The sequence below is a fragment of the Pedobacter paludis genome (assembly GCF_003173575.1).
Taxonomy (GTDB): domain Bacteria; phylum Bacteroidota; class Bacteroidia; order Sphingobacteriales; family Sphingobacteriaceae; genus Pedobacter; species Pedobacter paludis.
In genome coordinates, this window is sequence record NZ_QGNY01000005.1 from 177927 (window position 1) to 196936 (window position 19010).

The window sequence follows — 19010 nt, forward strand, 5'->3', positions numbered from 1 at the left end:
TGTTTTTATCTATCTGGATTTTTACCTAAAAAACATAAACGGCATAAAAGTTGTTTAGTTGCAAAACTTAATAAATACATCTATTAATTTACAAATTATGAAAAAATTACTCTTTACTATTTTTGGTTGTGTAGCATTGTTTGCGATGACTACAACAAATGTTAAAGCTCAAAATTACAAAACAGGTTTAGGCTTGGGTATAGATTTTGGCGATGGAGCTACCTTAGTTGGCCCATCCATTAGACATCATTTTAGCAGAAATGCAGCTTTACAGGGAGAGGTTCTATTTGGCGGAAATTCTACAATTCTACAGGCTTTCTTACAATATAACGCTCCGATTCCAGGTGCAAAAGGACTTGATTGGTATGTAGGCGGTGGTCCATCGGTACAGCTTTATGATGGTGGATCGAGTTTTTATTTGGTACCAATGGTTGGTTTAGATTATAAATTTAGTGGAGCTCCTTTAGCATTGGCTTTAGATTGGAGACCAAGATTATACATTGGTAGTAACGATAGCGACTTTAATGCTGGAAGATTCGGCTTGGGCTTTAGATATACTTTCTAAGCTAAAAACAAAACTTAAGTATAAATCCTGCGAGAATTTTCTCGTGGGATTTTTTATGTACAGGTTTTAATTGTCACCATTAAAAATAGCGCTTCGGAATTGCACTAACGGAAAGCTTATACAAACCTAACGCTACCTAATGATGAATCTAAATAACAAACAGTTTAAGCTTTGGGATGTCAAACTGTTTTGCGCCAAAGTCAAATTACACTCTCAAGAAAAAAAACCCTGGCAATATTAGCTATCCAAAAACTAAGCCAATCCGTTTAGACAGTCTATTACAACATTATTATCGGTTTTTAATGCAAAACTGGGTAATTGCGGTTAGCATAAAGCTTAACCATGCTGAAAATTCTCCCCAAAAAACCACAATAAAAATTTTCTTCAATTGGTATACCAATAAAAAAGTCCTGTGAGTTTTACCTCAGAGGACTTTATATTACAAACAGAAAACCGATAAGGCTTATTTACCTGCCCATTTTTGAAATACAGCTTTTTGAGCCGCTGTTGCATTTTCGTTAATGGTGGCTTTTAAACGAACACTTGGGTTTTCTTTTAATGTTAATGATAATTCTTTGTCAATTCCATCACGTTTAATTTTTACTTTTAAAACTTCGCCAATGTTCTTTTTAGCCACAACTGGCAAAATATCTAATGAAAGCATCGGACTTCTTAATCTAAGGGTAGATAAAGCATCGTTAATCGACACATCATCCAATGATACAATTTCATCGTTAACGTTTAATCCATCTATCCAGGCTGCAGAATTTCTGGTAACAGAAGTAACCACTAAACCACTGTTGCTTAACTGGCCACTTGCGCCCGTAACCGGTTTTCCTGGTGTTGCGTTTTCCGTAGAAACATCAACCCCAGCATAGCCGAAATATTTAACATATTCAGCATCATCTACACCATTAACATATTTTGCCCAGAAATTGGTAAAACTAATTCCAGATATTTTCTCAACCATTGCCTTAAATTCTGCATCGGTATAACCGCGTTTTAAAGTTTTGCATTGTAAATACATGGCTTTCATAACATCATCTAAACTTTTAGCGCCTTTTGTAGCGTTAATAATTTCCAAATCCATCAAAATCCCAATCACCTCACCCTTATTATAGTAGGAGATAGAGTTGTTTTTAGAGTTTTCATTTGGACGATAGCCGATAATCCAGGCATCGTAGCTAGACTCTGATGCAGATTGATACTTAGAGCCCGGGGTATTTAAAACCACAGCAATACCACCGGCTAAATCATTTACAAAAGTATTTGCATCGTTAAAGCCGGCTCTGTGCATGTATTTATTTTCATAATATGAAGTAAAACCTTCTGCTACCCACAAATTAGTTGTATAATTTTCATTATCATAATCAAATGGGCCCAAAGCCACGGGGCGCAAACGTTTAACATTCCAAAGGTGATGGTATTCATGTGCCACCAAACCTAAAAAGCCTTTATAACCAGCCTCAGTATTATAAGCTGTTCTTGTAGCACCTAAGGTTGTTGAGTTTAAATGTTCTAAGCCACCGCCACCACGTGCAAAATTGTGAACAATAAAAAGATAATATTTATTTGGATTTTCGCCATAAACTGCAGTTTCTTGTTCTACAATTTTAGCCATATCTACTTTTAGTTTTTCCTTATCGTAGTTTCCACCACCGTACATGGCTACTTCATGGCGAACACCAGAAGCCATAAATTCGAACACATCCTGATTGCCTACTTCTATAGGGCTATCATAAAGAATATCAAAATCAGTAGCCTTATATGTAAAGTTTTCGCCAGCTACCGGGGTTAAACCTGTAGAAACTTTGCTCCATGTTTTAAATGGAATAATTTTAACCGTACTTGGTGATTTAATCATTCCATCTGGGTGCATAAAAATTCCTGTTGGAGATAAGAAAGCATGGGATTCATCAATGAACGGTGTACGTACTGAAATTTCAAATGCATAAACGCGGTAGTTAATCTGAATATTTGCCGCCTTTGCCGAGAAAATTCTCCAAGTATTTTTTCTTACTTTTTCTACCCTAACGGCTTTGCCTGATGCGGTTGCTTTAAATTCTTCTACGCTTTTTTCAAACTCACGCACCAAATAAGAACCTGGTGTCCAAACTGGCATTTTTACATCTACATAATCTTTAACCAAACCAGAAATATTCATCTGAACTTCGGCATAATGTGCCTGTGGTTCTTTAAAGGAAACCTCGAAACCTATTTTTACCTGCGCCTTCGCTGCCATAATACACGTTAGTAATAAAACTAAACTTAAAATTGATTTTCTATTAAACATATTGATGGTGTTTTGCAACAAATTTATAGTTTCTAACCATCCTTTAAAATTTAATTGATAATTGAACCTGAAATTTTACCTAATAGATTGTGAAAACTGGTTTTGCATAGCTTATTCAACATCTCCGAACTGCTGACTACCGACTTTAGAGATATTTAGTAACATCCTTAATACAACGAATTTAAGGTTAAAGTAATTGAATATTTTTACAGACTAATTTTTGGAACATTTGCTTTATATTAATGTTCTGAAAAGTAATACACACACAATACATGAAGAAAAGGTATATCTTTTACATTATTTTGGCGCTAGGCTTAGCTTATTTAGTTTACTATCGCATTAGTGCAAACAAAAAAATAGAAGGAAAAGGCGGCGCAGGTGCCGGGCAAGGCAAAGGTGCAAAGGGAGGTAAAGACGGAAAGTCTGCTCCATTGGTTGTGGATGGGATAATTGTAAAACCTGTTTCGTTTGATAACGACTTAGAAATTACAGGCGCTATTGACGCAAATGAATCTGTAGTGCTTAAAAGTGAAGTTTCTGGATTAGTTACCGGAATCTTTTTCAAAGAAGGCTCAACCGTATCGAAAGGAAGTGTTTTGGTAAAAGTTAACGACCTGGATATACAAGCTCAATTACAGGAAGCATTAACCAAACAGCGATTATCTGGAACCAATGAAAATAGAGCTAAACAGCTTCTGGCAAAAGGTGCGATCAGTCAGGAAGAATACGATACGTCTTTAGCAGATTTAAAATCTTTACAGGCGCAATCGCAATTAATTAGAGCCCAATTGGCAAAAACTACGATTCGTGCACCATTTACCGGACGGGTAGGTTTGAGAAATATTTCAGCCGGAACATATTTAACTCCAGCTACTACGATAGCAAATTTAGTAAGCACAAACCCGATTAAAGTTACCTTTTCGGTACCAGAAAAATATGCTGGCCAGATTAAAGTGAACTCGGAAATCAGCTTTACAACAGATGGTTCTTCTAAAGAAAATATTGGGAAGGTTTATGCTATCGAGCCCGGAATTAATGCCACAACCAGAACCCTACAGATTAGGGCACTCGCATCAAACGCAGATAATGCCTTATTACCTGGCTCTTTCGCAAAAATAAAATTAGCCTTAAACACTTTAAAAGATGCAATTCTAATTCCGAATGAGGCTGTTGTACCGGTTTTAAAAGGCAAAATTGTTTACATTCAAAAGAACGGAAAAGCACAAGAAGTTAAGGTAGAAGCTGGAACACGTACTGATGAAAACATTGTAATAACCTCTGGCTTAAAGGCTGGCGATACCGTTTTAACAACAGGATCGATGGCATTGAAAAAAGACGCTCCGGTAAAAGTTCATTTGGTTAAACAATAAGTATGAGTATTTCGACCACCAGTATTAAAAGACCGGTTCTTGCTATTGTTATGAACCTTTTGATTGTCCTTTTTGGGGTAATCGGTTATAACTTTTTGGGTGTCCGTGAGTATCCTTCTATAGATCCAACTGTTGTTTCTGTAAGAACATCTTATCCAGGAGCGAACTCAGATATTATCGAATCGCAGATTACCGAACCTTTAGAAAAATCGATCAACTCCATTGATGGAATTCGCAACATTTCCTCTTCAAGTAATCAAGGTACCAGTAACATTACCATCGAATTTAATCTTGATAAAAACATTGAGGAAGCAGCAAATGATGTACGCGATAAGGTTTCGCAGGCAGCAAGAACGCTTCCTAAAGATATTGATGGTTTGCCAACGGTAAGTAAGGCAGATGCCAACTCTGATGCGATTTTATCAATGACCATCCAAAGCGATAAGAGAAACACGCTTGAGCTTAGTGACTTCGCCGAAAATGTAATTGCCGATCGGATTCAAACCATTCCGGGTGTTAGTAGTGTTCAAATTCAGGGGCAAAGAAAATATGCCATGCGGATTTGGATGGACCCAAATAAATTGAGTGCATATGGCTTAACATCTCAAGATATTGTTACCGCATTAGATAACGAAAACGTAGAGTTGCCCTCAGGGAAAATAACCGGAGCAACTACCGAGCTTACGGTAAAAACGCTTGGTAAACTCACCAACGAATCGCAGTTTAATAATTTGATTTTAAAAACCGACAGCAATCAGGTGATCAAATTAAAAGATGTTGGCTATGCAGTTTTAGGTCCAGAAAACGAAGAAACGATTTTACGCGAATCTGGCAGACCAATGGTTGCAGTAGCGATTATCCCTCAACCCGGAGCAAACTATCTTGATATTAGCAACGAATTTTATAAGCGTTTTGACAAATTAAAAGCAGATATCCCGCAGGATATTAAACTTAAGGTTGCTTTGGATACCACCTTATTTATTAAGCGTTCGGTAACCGAAGTTGCAGAAACCATCGGCTTATCGCTAATTTTAGTAATCCTGATCATCTATTTGTTTTTTAGAGATTGGGCAATCGCATTCCGACCTTTAATTGATATCCCTGTTTCCTTAATTTTTACATTCTTTATAATGTATGCTTTTGGATTCTCGATAAACGTATTGAGTTTGCTTGCAATTGTACTGGCTACAGGTTTAGTGGTAGATGACGGGATTGTTGTAACAGAAAACATCTTTAAGAAAGTAGAAGAAGGAATGTCGCCTTTTGAGGCCGCAATTAAAGGTTCTAATGAAATCTTTTTCGCTGTGATATCGATTTCGATTACACTTGCCGCCGTATTTCTTCCCGTTATATTTTTACAGGGCTTTGTTGGACGACTTTTTAGGGAATTCGGGGTTGTAATTGGTGCGGCCGTATTGGTATCGGCCTTTGTATCGCTTACGTTAACGCCAATGCTTAACGCATATTTAATGAAAAAAGGCGGGCATAAACCTTCGAAATTTTACAACTGGACTGAGCCTTATTTTATTAAGCTGAACGATGGTTATGAAACCAATCTTAATAAGTTCTTAGATAGAAGATGGTTATCCATTCCAATTATTTTGGTTTGTATGGGATTGATTTTTCTTTTCTGGAAAATTCTCCCTAAAGAAACGGCCCCTTATGATGATAGAAGTGCAATTAACATAAATGTAACGACACCGGAGGGTGCTTCATTTGCTTATACGGATAAGTTTATCATGAAACTGAATCAGTTGGTGATTGATTCCGTACCAGAAAAAAATGTAAACATTACCATTACATCTCCGGGTTTTGGTGGATCGGGATCGGTAAATTCTGGTTTTTTACGCATGGGTTTGGTAGATCCTGAAGATCGGGATAGAACGCAGCAGCAAATTGCAGATCAGTTAACCAAAATCACAAAAAAATATACCGAAGGCAAAACGATTATAAATCAGCAACCGACAATTTCTGTTGGCCGTAGAGGTGGCTTACCCATCAGTTATATTATTCAGGCTCAGAATTTTGAAAAATTAAGAGAGAAGGTGCCGTTGTTTATGGATGAGGTTTCTAAAGATCCAACCTTTACAACTTCTGATGTAAATCTTAAATTTAACAAGCCAGAAATTAATTTAACGATTGATCGCGATAAGGCTAAAAACCTTGGCGTTTCCATCGCCGCGATTGCACAAACTCTAAATCTTGGTTTAAGCGGACAGCGTTTTTCTTATTTCTTTATGAATGGAAAACAGTATCAGGTTATCGGCCAATTCGATCGTGGCGACCGTAAAGATCCTTTAGATTTAAGTTCAGTTTATGTTCGAAATGATAGTGGCGAATTGGTTCAGTTGGATAATCTGGTTACAGCGAAAGAAGAAAGCAGTCCGCCACAATTGTACAGAAATAATCGTTTTATCGCAGCAACAGTTTCTGCAGGTTTAGCTCCGGGCAAAAGTATTGGCGAAGGAATTGATGCAATGGATGCAATAGCCAAAAAGGTTTTGGACGAGAGTTTTTCTACAGATTTAAGTGGAGAATCTAGAGATTTTAAAGAAAGTTCTTCCAATACATTTTTCGCCTTTGGTTTAGCGCTTTTGTTGGTTTATTTAATTTTGTCGGCCCAGTTCGAAAGTTTTAAAGATCCAATTATTATTATTTTAACCGTTCCAATGGCGGTTGCCGGAGCATTTTTATCGCTCTGGTTATGTGGCCAAAGCTGGAATATCTTCAGTCAGATTGGTACGATTATGTTAATCGGTCTGGTAACCAAGAACGGAATTTTAATTGTAGAATTTGCCAACCAGCTAAAAGAGAAAGGTGTTCCAATTCCAGAAGCTATCCGCGAAGCGGCAGTTTCTCGTTTACGTCCAATTTTAATGACCAGTTTGGCCATTGCAATTGGTGCATTGCCTATTGCCCTAGCTTTGGGTGCAGCTGCAAAAAGTAGAATGAGTATGGGAACCGTTATTGTAGGGGGAACATTATTTTCATTGATTTTAACGCTTTTTGTAATCCCGGCGATTTATTCCTACTGGGCAAAACCTTACAAACCAAACAAGGATTTAAAAGAGGCAGAACGTTTTGAACACGAAGCATTAGAAGGATCAAAATAGATAACATGAGCAGAAGATTAAATCTTTTTATACTATTACTGAGTTTAAGTTCGCTTTCGGCTTTTGCCCAAGAACAGCTCAGTTTGCAGGAAGCAATAACCATTGCCCTTCAAAATAATTACGACATTAAAATAAGTAAGAACAACATTGATATTGCAAAAAATAATGCAACCATCGGCAATGCAGGTATGTTACCAAATGTTGCGGCCAGTTATACTAATGGCGGAAGCATTCAAAATACCAGGCAAACACCAGTAACCGGAGAAGACCGTGTAATTAAGGGCGCAAAAAGTACAAATAACAGTTTGGGTGCCGATTTAAACTGGACAATTTTTGATGGTTTTACCATGTTTGCCAATTACGACAGATTAAAGGAGTTACAAAAGCAAGGCGAATTAAACTCACGTTTAACCATTTTAACCACAGTTTCCGATGTAATTACGGCTTATTATGATGTGGTGAGGCAACAACAACTTGTAATTGCCGCAGATAGTGCTATGGATGTTTCTGTTTTGAGAACACAAATTGCAAAAACAAAGCTGGAGTTAGGTAGAGGCTCTAAACTTGATGTATTAACCGCTCAGGTAGATTATAATACTGATACATCAAACTATCTTCAAACCAAAAATGCCTTACAAGTTGCGAAAGTACGCCTGAACCAATTAATGGTTAGAGAAATTAGCACCGACTTTACTGTAGTTAATGCTATAGGGGTTGACGGAAGTTTAGTTTACAGCCAGCTTGCAGAAATTGCCGAGAAGCAAAACCCGAATGTTCAAAATGCTTTTATCAATCAGAGAATTGCATCGCTAACGTTAAAATCAATTCGTGGAGCACGATATCCAGCCGTTAGCTTAAATTCAGGCTACAGCAGGGCAAACAGTACAAGTCCGACGGGGTTTAACCAAAAGTTTGCCGCCAATGGTTTTACTTATGGCGTAACGGCAAGTTTAAATATTTTTAATGGTTTTTTACAAAGGCAACAGGAACGAAATGCTAAAATAGATATAGACAATTCGTTGCTAAACTTAAACAAAACCAAGCTAGATGTGAATGCGCAGCTACTTTCTGCGTATCAAAACTACAGTACGTATTTAGATTTGGTTAAACTTGAACAGAAAAATGTGGATATAGCAAAAGAAAACCTGGATATTACACTTGCAAAATACCGTTTGGGCAGTATTGCCCCATTAGAATTGAGAGAAGCACAAAGAAATGCAATAGATGCGCAGAATCGTTTCATAGAAATGCAATATCAAGCCAAATTAGCAGAAACAACGCTGAAAGAAATCAGCGGAAATATAAATTTAACCAATTAATTTTTATATTTATTCTTATGATACTTGTTGCAGATAGTGGTTCATCCAAAACCGATTGGATGGGTTATTTTAATGGTGAAACCATTAAGTTTAATACTCCTGGAATAAACCCTTATTTTTTAAGTGAGCAGGACATTTCCAAACTGATTTCGAAAAATGAAACGGTTATGCAATATGCCCAAGATGTGAAAGAAATTTACTTTTTTGGGGCAGGATGTTCGTCGCCAGACAAGCATGAAGTGGTATCAAATGGATTGTCAGAAGTTTTCAGCAATGCATTTATTTCTGTTGATCATGATCTTTTAGGATCTGTTTATGCAACCTGTGGCGATGCTGAAGGTTTGAATTGCATTTTAGGTACGGGATCGAATATTTGCTATTTCGATGGAGAAAAAATTCACGATGGCCACCATGGCTTAGGCTATGTTTTAGGCGATGAAGGCTCGGGAACATTTTTCGGAAAAAAAGTTCTGCTCAGTTATCTCTATAAAAAAATGCCTTCCGATTTATTGGCAGAATTTAAGAAAGCTTTTCCTACAGAAAAAGAGCAGATTATTACCAATGTTTATCAAAGACCCTTTCCAAATATCTATCTGGCAGGTTTTAGCCGTTTCATGGCAAACCATAAAAATCATCCTTTTATCCAGGATATATTAAGAACCGGTTTTCAAGAATTTGTAGATACAAATGTTAAGGATTATCCAAGGCATAAAAAAGTTCCTTGCCATTTTGTAGGCTCTATTGCTTATTATTATCAGGACGAACTGAAACAGGTTTTGGCAGAAAACGGAATAGAAACCGGTAAGATTCTGCAAAAACCCATCGAAGAACTTTTCAACTTTATTCTACAAAAAGAAGGTGTTGTAAAGCAGGCAATTTAAGCCAAGTAACCTTTTTACGGTAAATATAAATTTATTGTTAAAATATTCTTAAGATTGTAAACATAACAACCCGCAATAGTGTTATAACTAACAACACAGAAAAATTGCACAGAATATATGAAGAGAATACTGGTAGTTGATGACGATATTGAGGTTTTAGAAACCATACAATTAATCTTAGAAATAGGTGGCTTTAAAGTATCGGCACTTAGTGATGGTGAAGAAGTTTTTAACCGAATTGAAACTTTTAAACCGGATTTATTATTATTGGATATTTCTCTTGGCCATATAGATGGCCGTGTTTTGTGTGAGCAACTTAAATCGATAGAAAGCACATCTCAAATTCCAATTTTATTGATCTCTGGTTTATATGATCCGAAAGATTTTACAACATTAAATTATGGTCAGGATGATTTTCTTTCAAAACCTTTCCAAATGGATGTGCTGTTAAAAAAAATAAGTAAAATTCTTTCCTTAGAACAGGATGAAACCTATTTGATGAATTAATTGAGAGATTTAATTCGAGATATTAAGCCGGGATTCGAAAAGTTTCTTGGCTTTTTTGATTTTATTATATGAGAACAATTCTTGCTACACTTGCATGTTGCTTCATTATTTGGCTGAATGATGCAAACGCTATATAAATGATCTACTAAATATATGTTTCATGTTTAGGTGGGGACACCAACCGATAGCTAGAGCACAGCATCTTATTTCTTAAACCCGATTGAAGCGACAGCCCCCGATTTTTTCTATCGGGGCTACAGCGAACAGCGGGACGAACATGAATTGAAATACAGGTTTTGCTTTCCAAAAAAAGATATAAGTTTTAGTCGGCGAGGAAATCAACCAATAGGCTTATTAAAATTTTCACTATGAAACTTTCTGTCAATTTGGCAAATAAAGCGCTTTGGAACAAGCCTTGTTATGCAGGATATAGATTAAACAATTTATTTACATATGAGCATACAAGAAAAAGGAAACATCTCGATACATACCGAGAATATTTTCCCGATAATTAAGAAGTTTTTATACTCTGATAACGAGATTTTTCTTCGTGAGTTGGTTTCTAACGCAGTAGATGCCGTTCAGAAAATTAAAAGACTAGGTTCATTAGGTCAGTTTAATGGCGAAGTGGGCCAGCCTTTAGTACAAGTTGCGGTAGATAAAGAAGCAAAAACCATAACCATTAGCGATAATGGCTTGGGTATGACTGCCGAAGAAATCAAAAAATACATCAATCAAGTTGCATTTTCTGGCGCAAGTGAGTTTGTAGAGAAATTTAAGGATGCTAAAGATGCCAACGAAATCATCGGTAAATTCGGTTTGGGTTTTTACTCGGCCTTTATGGTTGCTGATTTAGTTGAAATTCAGACTTTATCTTACCAGGATGGTGCAGAACCTGCACGTTGGATTTGCGATGGCAGTACAGAATTCGAAATTACCGAAGGTACAAAAACTACCCGTGGTACCGATATTATTCTTCACGTAAACAAAGATTCGGAAGAGTTTTTAGAAGAATCTAAGCTTCAGGAAATTCTTGATAAATACGCTAAATTCTTACCTGTTCCAATTAAGTTTGGTACTAAAACAGAATCAGAAGAAGACGGCGAAGATGAAGAAGGAAAGAAAAAATATAAAGATGTTGTAGTTGATAACATTATCAATACCACTAACCCAATCTGGACTAAAGCTCCTGCAGATTTGTCAGACGAGGATTATTTGAACTTCTACCGAGAATTATATCCGTTTAGCGAAGAACCATTATTCTGGATTCACTTAAATGTAGATTACCCATTCAATTTAACTGGTGTATTGTATTTCCCTAAGCTGAAAAACGATTTCGAAATGCAACGCAACAAAATCAAGTTGTATTCTCGCCAGGTATTTATTACCGATGAAGTGAAAGACATTGTTCCTGAATTTTTGATGTTGTTACATGGTGTAATCGATTCTCCAGATATTCCATTAAACGTTTCGCGTAGCTTCTTGCAGGCAGATAGTAACGTTAAAAAAATCAACAATTACATCACTAAAAAAGTTGCTGATAAATTATCTGAGCTGTTTAACAAAGACCGTAAATCTTTCGAAGATAAATGGAAAGACATTGGCTTGTTCGTTAAATACGGAATGATTAGCGAAGAGAAATTTTACGATAAAGCAAAAGATTTCGCGTTGTTTGGAAATACTAAAAACGAACTTTTCACTTTAAATGAATACAAAGAGAAAGTTGCACCACTACAAACCGATAAAAACGGAACCGTAGTTTATCTATATTCAAACGATGCTTCTAAACAAGATGCTTTCATCCAATCGGCGAACAAAAAAGATTACGATGTTTTGGTTTTAGATTCTCCGATCGACAATCACTTCATTAATCAGTTAGAGCAAAAATTAGAGAAAACTTCAATCAAACGGGTTGACTCGAGTGTTGCTGATAAATTAATTGAGAAAGATGAAGTTAACGAGCATGTTTTAAGTGAAGACCAAGTTAAGGAAGTAACTACAATTTTTGAGAAAGCAATTACCAAACCAGGTATGCAGGTAGAAGTTGTAGCCTTAAATCCTGATGAACTACCGGTAACCATTACCATGGATGAGTTTATGCGCCGCATGAAAGACATGGCTGCAATGGGCGGTGGAATGGGTTTTTATGGCCAAATGCCGGATAGTTATAAAGTTGCCATTAACGGAAACCACAAATTGGTAAGCAAAATTTTAAAAACAGAGGGCGAAGAGCAAAGTAATTTGGCTAAGCAAGCTGTAGATTTAGCTTTATTGGCTCAGGGCATGTTAACGGGTGCTGAATTAACAGCATTTGTAAGCAGAAGCGTTGAATTAATTTAATTCAAAAAATCTGGCTAACTCGTTACCAGATTTTTATAAATAAAAAACCCCTCAAATTAATATTTTGAGGGGTTTTTCTATATTAGGTTAGATAAAGCCTAGCTTGCAATTTGATCATCCTTAGCTTCAACATTAAAATAATCTTTGTGTTCCTCAATCATTTTAGCAATAGTTGCTGCTTTGGTATCTGTAATTTTAAACTCGAACAACGGTTCTGAATTCTTTTTACTGTTGACCATTTTCTCTGTGTAGAAACGATAAACCAAACCATTGGTTAATAAACCGTATTTGGCTTTTGTTTTACGGAAATATTTGGATAAGCGAGAATCGTGAATATCAAGGTTTTCATCATGATGTTTGCACTCTACTAAAATAGTAGGTTCGCCATCTTTCATAATTGTATAATCTACCTTTTTGCTTTTCTTAACACCAAAATCCAAAACAGCTTCTGATTGAACCTCTGAAGGATCAAAACCTAAAATTTGGATAAAAGGCATAACTAAAGCATTCCGAGTAGAATCTTCTGTTTGAACTGTAGGAAGCATTTTCTTAATTCTTACGGCAAATTGCCCGATTTCGTCTTTAAGTTCCATGATGATAATATTTTAAAAGTGACCTTGTTTTCAAATCCGTTTGCCATTAAAACATCAAGTAAATAACCCAGTATTGTATGGCCCGTTTTTATTTTTTTATAACAGGCTACACAAGATTGGGCAGGTAGATGTTTTTTTTAATCTAAAAATTTTACGTTGTCTGATAAATCTTAAGATTATTTGTTTTTGGCAAACAGTATAAAGATTAATAAAATCAATTGCAACAATTATTTTTTTACATCAACCATAGGAATTTTTACACGAAACCGCGGTGATTATTAGACAAAAAGGATTGAAGATTTTTTCTAACACCTAGTTGAAGAGATTCTTTTTTTATTTAACTTGCATTAAAATCATTCCAAACATACATATTAATTAAAAACATGAATCTAAAATGCGTTGTTATTGACGATGAACAACATGCGATCGAGGTTTTAACAGATCACATAGCAGAAATGCCTGGTCTGAATTTATTTAAAACCTTTACCAGTCCGATACAGGCGTTAACTGAAATAAGTACAGACGATGAAATCGACTTGTTGTTTATGGATATTGATATGCCTGGAATTAACGGGATAGAATTGGCTAAAAATATTAGGGAAAAAGCTAAATACCTAATATTTACAACAGCTCACCCTGATTATGCCCTTCAGGCATTTGATGTTCAATCTGATCAATATTTGTTGAAACCCATCTCGTTTGCAAAATTTGCCCTTGGTATTGATAGAATATTGAAAAAAGAAGCCAACAATGCTAAAAGTGCAACCAAAGAAGCAGATCAAGTGGCAGCCTTGTATATTAAAGGTGATCACAAGTATGCGTTTTCTAATATCGCCATTGATGAGATTCTTTATATAAAAGCCTTACAAAACTATATTCAGATTATAACTAAAGGAGAAACCCATACAACCTACCTTACATTAAAAGAGATTGAGAAAGCTTTAGAAACACATGCCTTTATACGTGTAAATAAATCAAACATCGTAGCTAAATCGGCAATTAAGAAAGTTGACGGTAATATTATTCGATTGGTAAATAATGAGATGATTCAGATTGGCGAAGGTTACAAAGAAGCATTCTTCGCTTACGTTCAGAATAGTTTGCTAAAATCTAACAGAAGTCAGTAGCACTAGAAATTAAGGATGAAAGTGCCGTTGGTAACCATTGTCTGACTTTGATCAGAAATTGGATTGGTAACGAAGTTACTTTGAGCTTTAATGTTTTTATAAATAAAAACAGTTTTTTTGGTGAGTTTAGATGGTTGAGCTTTCATAATATATCGACTAATATATTATAAATATTCTATTATTCTAAAAATTGATGTTAAAAGTTCCGTTAGTTACCACTGTTTGGCTTTGATCAGAAATTGGATTGGTAACAAAGTTATTTTGGTCTTTAACGCTTTTGTAAACAAAAACAGTTTTTTTAGCAAGTTTATTAGTGTATTGAGCTTTCATGAAAAATCTACTTAAAAGTTAACTATGAATGTACCGTTGGTTACCACTGTCTGGCTTTGATCAGAAATTGGATTGGTAACAAAGTTATTTTGATCTTTAACGCTTTTGTAAACAAAAACAGTTTTTTTAGCAAGTTTGATATGTTGAGTTTTCATGATATAAATCGACTTAGAAGTTAACTATGAATGTACCGTTAGTTACCACTGTTTGGCTTTGATCAGAAATTGGATTGGTAACGAAGTTATTTTGATCTTTAACGCTTTTGTAAACGAAAACAGTTTTTTTAGCAAGTTTATTAGTGTATTGAGCTTTCATAATATGAGTCGATTAAAAGTTAACTATAAATGTACCGTTGGTTACCACTGTTTGGCTTTGATCACTAATTGGGTTGGTAACAAAATTATTTTGATCTTTAACGCTTTTGTAAACGAAAACAGTTTTTTTAACAATTTTATTAGTGTTTTGAGCTTTCATGATAAATTATTTTAATATTTTAATGTCGTTGTTGTTATCTGATGTAAAGGTGCAACTCCTAGACAGACGTTACCATTTTTTTACACAAACACCTAGTTTTAGGAGATAAAAGCCCTAATAAAATAGATAAAAAGCAATAAAATGAATATTTCTACTTTCAGCGATTTCTTAAAACAATACAAGCTACATTTCCTAATTTGGGGCATTTATATCTTTTATGAGGTAGTTGTTTTGGGCTTGGGCTCGAGATCCTTTAAACCTCTAGGAGTTTATTTATTAATATACATTGCAAATGTATGCGCCTTTTATGCTCATGCATATTTGCTAAATAAAATCCTGAATAATAGTACCTTTAAATTGAAGTTTTTAGCAATCCCACTACTTATCGTTTTTATATGTTTTGCTTATACACTTCTCACTTTTACATTAGGTATTCTATTTATAAAAGTTGGTTTATTTAAATCTACTAGGCCAATGAATTTAGACCATGAATTTATTTTTAGTTGCGTATATCGAGCTCTTTTGTATATCGGTATTGGCACAGGATATGTCTATATTTTAAAATCTTTTGAGGATAGAAAAAGAGTCGAAGCCCTTGAAAGACAAAGCCTTGTTACCCAGATAGAAAAACAGGCCCTAGAAAACGATTTGGTACAATCGCAAAATAATTTTCTAAGAAGTCAGATTAATCCTCACTTCTTATTTAATACATTAAACTTTATTTATAATGATGCTCGTAAAAAAGCACCTATGGCTGCAGATGCAATCATGAACTTATCAGAAATGATGCGATATGCTTTAAAACGCCCAGAGGCTTCTGAGCTGGTTCCTTTGAGTGAGGAAATTGAGCAAATAGAACATTTAATTAACCTGCATAAACTCCGTACGGCCAATTTACTAAATGTAGAATTAGAGATTAATGGCGATTTATTTGGACTTCGCTTTCCCCCATTAATTATGCTCACCTTGGTAGAAAACATCTTCAAACATGGCAATATTGCACACTCTACCCAACCGGCTATTATTTCGGTAGATTATCACGGCAACCATTTAAGTATTAAAACGATAAACATGGTTAACGATGTAAAAAGCAAGAAAGTTGAAAGTCATCATGTTGGGATAGAAAACATCGAAAAAAGGCTGAATAATTTCTATAAAGATAATTTCGAGTTTAAATATTACACCGATCAGCAGAACAGATACATTACAGAAATCAATGTAACCGTAGTTAATTTAATGGCTAATTTAAATGTTAGCTAGCCATTGCGTTTCTCCGCTGAACATCTTTGAAAAGGTAATAATACATAACCATTTCATGTGTACGTTGATCTTTATTAAATAAACGATTAACATGCATGTGCATTAAATCACTAAACAAACTAACCACTTTACCAGAATTTGCCTGCCTTAAAACCTTTAAGAAAGATTGGGCAAATAATTCAAATTTCTCTAGCTGATCTGGAGAAAGTTCAAAAGAATCGGCTTTACGGTAGAGCTGATACTGTGCATTGAGTTTTTTAAAATCCGTAGCATCCAATTTATGTTCCTCGTTAAATGAATCGGAGAACATTTTAATAATTTTGGCAAAGTCTTTACTGTCAAATATCCCCGAATCTTGAATTTTATTGGCTACATCCGAGCATAGTTTATACTTTGCAAAAGCTTCTGGCCGGCTTTGCAAAAGCGATAAAACATAATTACTGTCTGCTCCAAAATGGGTTTCAACCTGTTCAATTAAAGCATTGCCGTAACGCTGAGTTTCGCGTTTGTATGTTCTAATCTGAAGATCAGAGACTAAACCTACTTTTAAATCCTCATCCAAATAATTAGATAAAGCGGCGGTTAATTCTTGCCCCTTGGCAACATCCTTTAGCAAAATCCTTAGCCTTAAATGGTTTCCGTTTTCGTTGTAACGGATAAAAAACCACGATTTAATATCATCATGGTGGGTATCTAAAAAGTAGTTAATCACACCAGCAAGCATTTCATCCGATCGTTGCTGGTGACAATAAATTTCAAAATATAACCATTCGCTACCTGGAGGGAAATACTGTTTAACCTCGGTTAATTCTGGCGTTCCGACAAAATTAGCAGGCGAATAAATTTGCGCTTCCTGATACAGATTTAAAATAAATTGAGCCAAATAGGGTTTGCCATTTTCATCTACAACTGTGCTGTTTTCGGGTAAAATAACCTCCTCCAGATACACACTTTTTTGCTTTTGCATGTATTGAATAAATGCATTTAAATCATCGTCATTATCTAAATGAAAGCATAATGTTTGATCAGATGCACCTGTTTTAAAGCATTTGCTTACACCTAAATCAGCAAGAAAAACACGGCATTGTTTTACGCTAAGCTTTTCGTTTTTTGATGGAAAAATTGATTCTTTTTTTACTTTCCATTTGGCTCTGCTCAGCGAAATATTATGAAATTGAAGTGGAGGGTAATAGTCTAAATTTGGGAATAAGGATTCTAAAGAAATGGTCAGGTTGGTTGCGATATCCTGATGCTGTAAATCGCACAGCAAGCGAAAAATAGAAAGATCTGACCGGGTATAATTGTAGGCTGATGCCATTTTTGGCACCATGCGTTTATTCAATTTTTTGGATCGCAGTATAATTTCCGAACCTTGAACTGAAATCATAATGTCGTTTAGCGATAGCGGATCTTCAGAAGTATCGTAGTTTAAAATAGAGAGCTGATGACCATAAATTATTTTACGTCGATTAATGTTATCTACTGTAGCTTCGACCATGTAGGCTACATCAAAAAACAATATATCCGGATTTGCTTGTTGCTCTATTTGCGCAATTATTTTACTTTGATTTTCAACTTCTGTATTTGCCATGGTAAAACGGCCACTTAAACCATTTGCAGTAATTCCACCAATTTGATCAACACACAGCATCTCATCACTTACCGACATTAACATACTAAACGTATTGGGCAGTTTGGTTGGTTTTTCGTTTAGACTCAAAGCCAGCTTATTAAGATAAATGGTTTTATCTTTTTCGAAAGATTCTTGATTTAAAGCTTTACTTAAAGCCGTTTTTACAGCTTCTTTATCTTTGGTTTGATCTTTTTTATTATGGCTAAATTGAGTTACAAAATCATCACTTTGTCCGGCTTGCTCCAGTTCATCGTAACCCACGCCCATTTCAGGATCGAGTGCAATTAATAAAGAAACTTCCTTTTGTTCGAACTTCTTTTTAAACCTATCTGTAAACTTTTTAATTGCCTCTTTCTCGTTGTAAGGGATAATCTGCTGTAAAAGACTGATCAAATTTGGTACATTTTGTAGCAGCCGTTCATCTATCTGGCCAGATTTGGCTTTTCGCTCTGCGATAATATATTTTGGCAAATCGGTATCTGGAAATCCAATTCGTTTAAAATAATCTTCACCCAAAATATTTGGATCGTGATCGGTAAAGAGCAGTTGAAGATCGTGCATATCGCCTAAAAAACTAAAAAACGATTCGTGCTCATCATCCGCAATGCCAATTATACGAATCAGATTTTCTACACTTATAGGCTTTAAACAAGCTTCCAGAATTTTTTGAACAAAAATATCCTGATCAATTTCAGCCAGTTCGAATAAGCCATCGGTACAGGCAATGTATCTGAGGCTGTTAGAAGTAGGATAATAACTGCTGTTGCTAAACAACATACAATTTTTAGAAAGCAATTCCCCTATCGGGAATTCTATATTATTTTTTTGAGGCCAATCAATAAAAGAATGTTCCAGCTGATGTTCTTCTATTACAATTTTATCGGCATTGAATTTAACCGAATCTTTTAAAATACTAAAACTTGCAAAGGTGCCATATGGTGTTGAACGGAATTTTGCCCGATTAAAATATTTCCAAACCGTAAAGAAGATTTTTGGTGGCAGGTTTTGTATTTCATCAGCTTTTACATCTTTAATGGTTTCGTAAAAAGCTTCTGATGAAATGGCTATTGCTTCTTTAAGTTCATCCCAACAGGCCGAAATATCAGATTGATAAGAAAATTTCGGTGTTCTAAAAATGGCTGTCGGGTGGATATGTACTTTCATGAATCTTATTGAATAAGCGAAAATTACAAAGATTAATTTAA

General features: G+C 35.3%; 17 protein-coding genes. 9 read left to right on the forward strand and 8 right to left on the reverse strand.

What is annotated here, in order from left to right; translation table 11 throughout:
* The first annotated feature begins 97 nt into the window (after nt 1-97).
* Nucleotides 98-565: a hypothetical protein gene (locus DF947_RS14990; RefSeq protein WP_109930859.1), complete on the forward strand. Its 468-nt coding sequence runs from the start codon at nt 98-100 to the stop codon at nt 563-565.
* Between the two features lie 463 nt (nt 566-1028).
* Here DF947_RS14990 and DF947_RS15000 read toward each other — a convergent pair whose 3' ends face one another.
* Nucleotides 1029-2858 (reverse strand): M61 family metallopeptidase, encoded by a 1830-nt coding sequence (locus DF947_RS15000; protein ID WP_109930861.1) that lies wholly within the window; start codon nt 2856-2858, stop codon nt 1029-1031.
* Between the two features lie 272 nt (nt 2859-3130).
* Here DF947_RS15000 and DF947_RS15005 point away from each other — a divergent pair, with 272 nt between their 5' ends.
* The 6 genes from DF947_RS15005 to htpG all read left to right on the forward strand — a co-directional run bounded on the left by DF947_RS15005 (nt 3131) and on the right by htpG (nt 12388).
* Nucleotides 3131-4228 (forward strand): efflux RND transporter periplasmic adaptor subunit, encoded by a 1098-nt coding sequence (locus tag DF947_RS15005; RefSeq protein WP_109930862.1) that lies wholly within the window; start codon nt 3131-3133, stop codon nt 4226-4228.
* Nucleotides 4229-4230: 2 nt separating this feature from the next.
* Complete coding sequence (locus tag DF947_RS15010) at nt 4231-7341, forward strand: efflux RND transporter permease subunit (RefSeq protein ID WP_109930863.1); 3111 nt, start codon at nt 4231-4233, stop codon at nt 7339-7341.
* Between the two features lie 5 nt (nt 7342-7346).
* Nucleotides 7347-8660 (forward strand): TolC family protein, encoded by a 1314-nt coding sequence (locus tag DF947_RS15015; protein ID WP_109930864.1) that lies wholly within the window; start codon nt 7347-7349, stop codon nt 8658-8660.
* A gap of 17 nt (nt 8661-8677) precedes the next feature.
* Nucleotides 8678-9541 carry an N-acetylglucosamine kinase gene (locus tag DF947_RS15020; RefSeq protein ID WP_240615390.1) on the forward strand — a complete coding sequence of 288 codons (864 nt, stop codon included), beginning with the start codon at nt 8678-8680 and terminating at the stop codon, nt 9539-9541.
* Nucleotides 9542-9658: 117 nt separating this feature from the next.
* Nucleotides 9659-10048: a response regulator gene (locus DF947_RS15025; protein ID WP_109925170.1), complete on the forward strand. Its 390-nt coding sequence runs from the start codon at nt 9659-9661 to the stop codon at nt 10046-10048.
* Between the two features lie 453 nt (nt 10049-10501).
* Nucleotides 10502-12388 (forward strand): molecular chaperone HtpG, encoded by a 1887-nt coding sequence (gene htpG / locus DF947_RS15030; protein ID WP_205940797.1) that lies wholly within the window; start codon nt 10502-10504, stop codon nt 12386-12388.
* Between the two features lie 98 nt (nt 12389-12486).
* Here the strand turns inward: htpG and DF947_RS15035 are convergent, their stop codons facing one another.
* Entirely contained in the window at nt 12487-12981 is a 495-nt protein-coding gene (locus DF947_RS15035; protein WP_109930865.1) for a type I restriction enzyme HsdR N-terminal domain-containing protein, read from the reverse strand.
* Between the two features lie 383 nt (nt 12982-13364).
* Here DF947_RS15035 and DF947_RS15040 point away from each other — a divergent pair, with 383 nt between their 5' ends.
* Complete coding sequence (locus DF947_RS15040; RefSeq protein ID WP_109930866.1) at nt 13365-14108, forward strand: LytR/AlgR family response regulator transcription factor; 744 nt, start codon at nt 13365-13367, stop codon at nt 14106-14108.
* Between the two features lie 2 nt (nt 14109-14110).
* On the opposite strand, the gene DF947_RS22265 is transcribed toward DF947_RS15040, so the two are convergent.
* Genes DF947_RS22265 through DF947_RS22285 form a run of 5 tightly spaced genes read right to left on the reverse strand, consistent with a single transcriptional unit; the run spans nt 14111 to nt 14912 of the window.
* Nucleotides 14111-14254, reverse strand: coding sequence for a hypothetical protein (locus DF947_RS22265; protein ID WP_158526277.1), 144 nt, complete (start codon nt 14252-14254; stop codon nt 14111-14113).
* A 37-nt stretch (nt 14255-14291) separates the two neighbouring features.
* Nucleotides 14292-14438 carry a hypothetical protein gene (locus tag DF947_RS22270; protein ID WP_158526278.1) on the reverse strand — a complete coding sequence of 49 codons (147 nt, stop codon included), beginning with the start codon at nt 14436-14438 and terminating at the stop codon, nt 14292-14294.
* A gap of 11 nt (nt 14439-14449) precedes the next feature.
* Nucleotides 14450-14593 (reverse strand): hypothetical protein, encoded by a 144-nt coding sequence (locus tag DF947_RS22275; protein ID WP_158526279.1) that lies wholly within the window; start codon nt 14591-14593, stop codon nt 14450-14452.
* A 13-nt stretch (nt 14594-14606) separates the two neighbouring features.
* Entirely contained in the window at nt 14607-14753 is a 147-nt protein-coding gene (locus tag DF947_RS22280) for a hypothetical protein (protein WP_158526280.1), read from the reverse strand.
* Nucleotides 14754-14765: 12 nt separating this feature from the next.
* Nucleotides 14766-14912, reverse strand: coding sequence for a hypothetical protein (locus tag DF947_RS22285; protein WP_158526281.1), 147 nt, complete (start codon nt 14910-14912; stop codon nt 14766-14768).
* Between the two features lie 474 nt (nt 14913-15386).
* Between DF947_RS22285 and DF947_RS15045 the strand changes: the two genes are divergently transcribed.
* Nucleotides 15387-16172, forward strand: coding sequence for a sensor histidine kinase (locus DF947_RS15045; protein ID WP_158526282.1), 786 nt, complete (start codon nt 15387-15389; stop codon nt 16170-16172).
* Here the strand turns inward: DF947_RS15045 and DF947_RS15050 are convergent.
* Nucleotides 16165-18969 carry a lantibiotic dehydratase gene (locus DF947_RS15050; RefSeq protein ID WP_109930868.1) on the reverse strand — a complete coding sequence of 935 codons (2805 nt, stop codon included), beginning with the start codon at nt 18967-18969 and terminating at the stop codon, nt 16165-16167. The two genes, DF947_RS15045 and DF947_RS15050, sit on opposite strands and share 8 nt — an antisense overlap.
* Nucleotides 18970-19010: the final 41 nt, after the last annotated feature.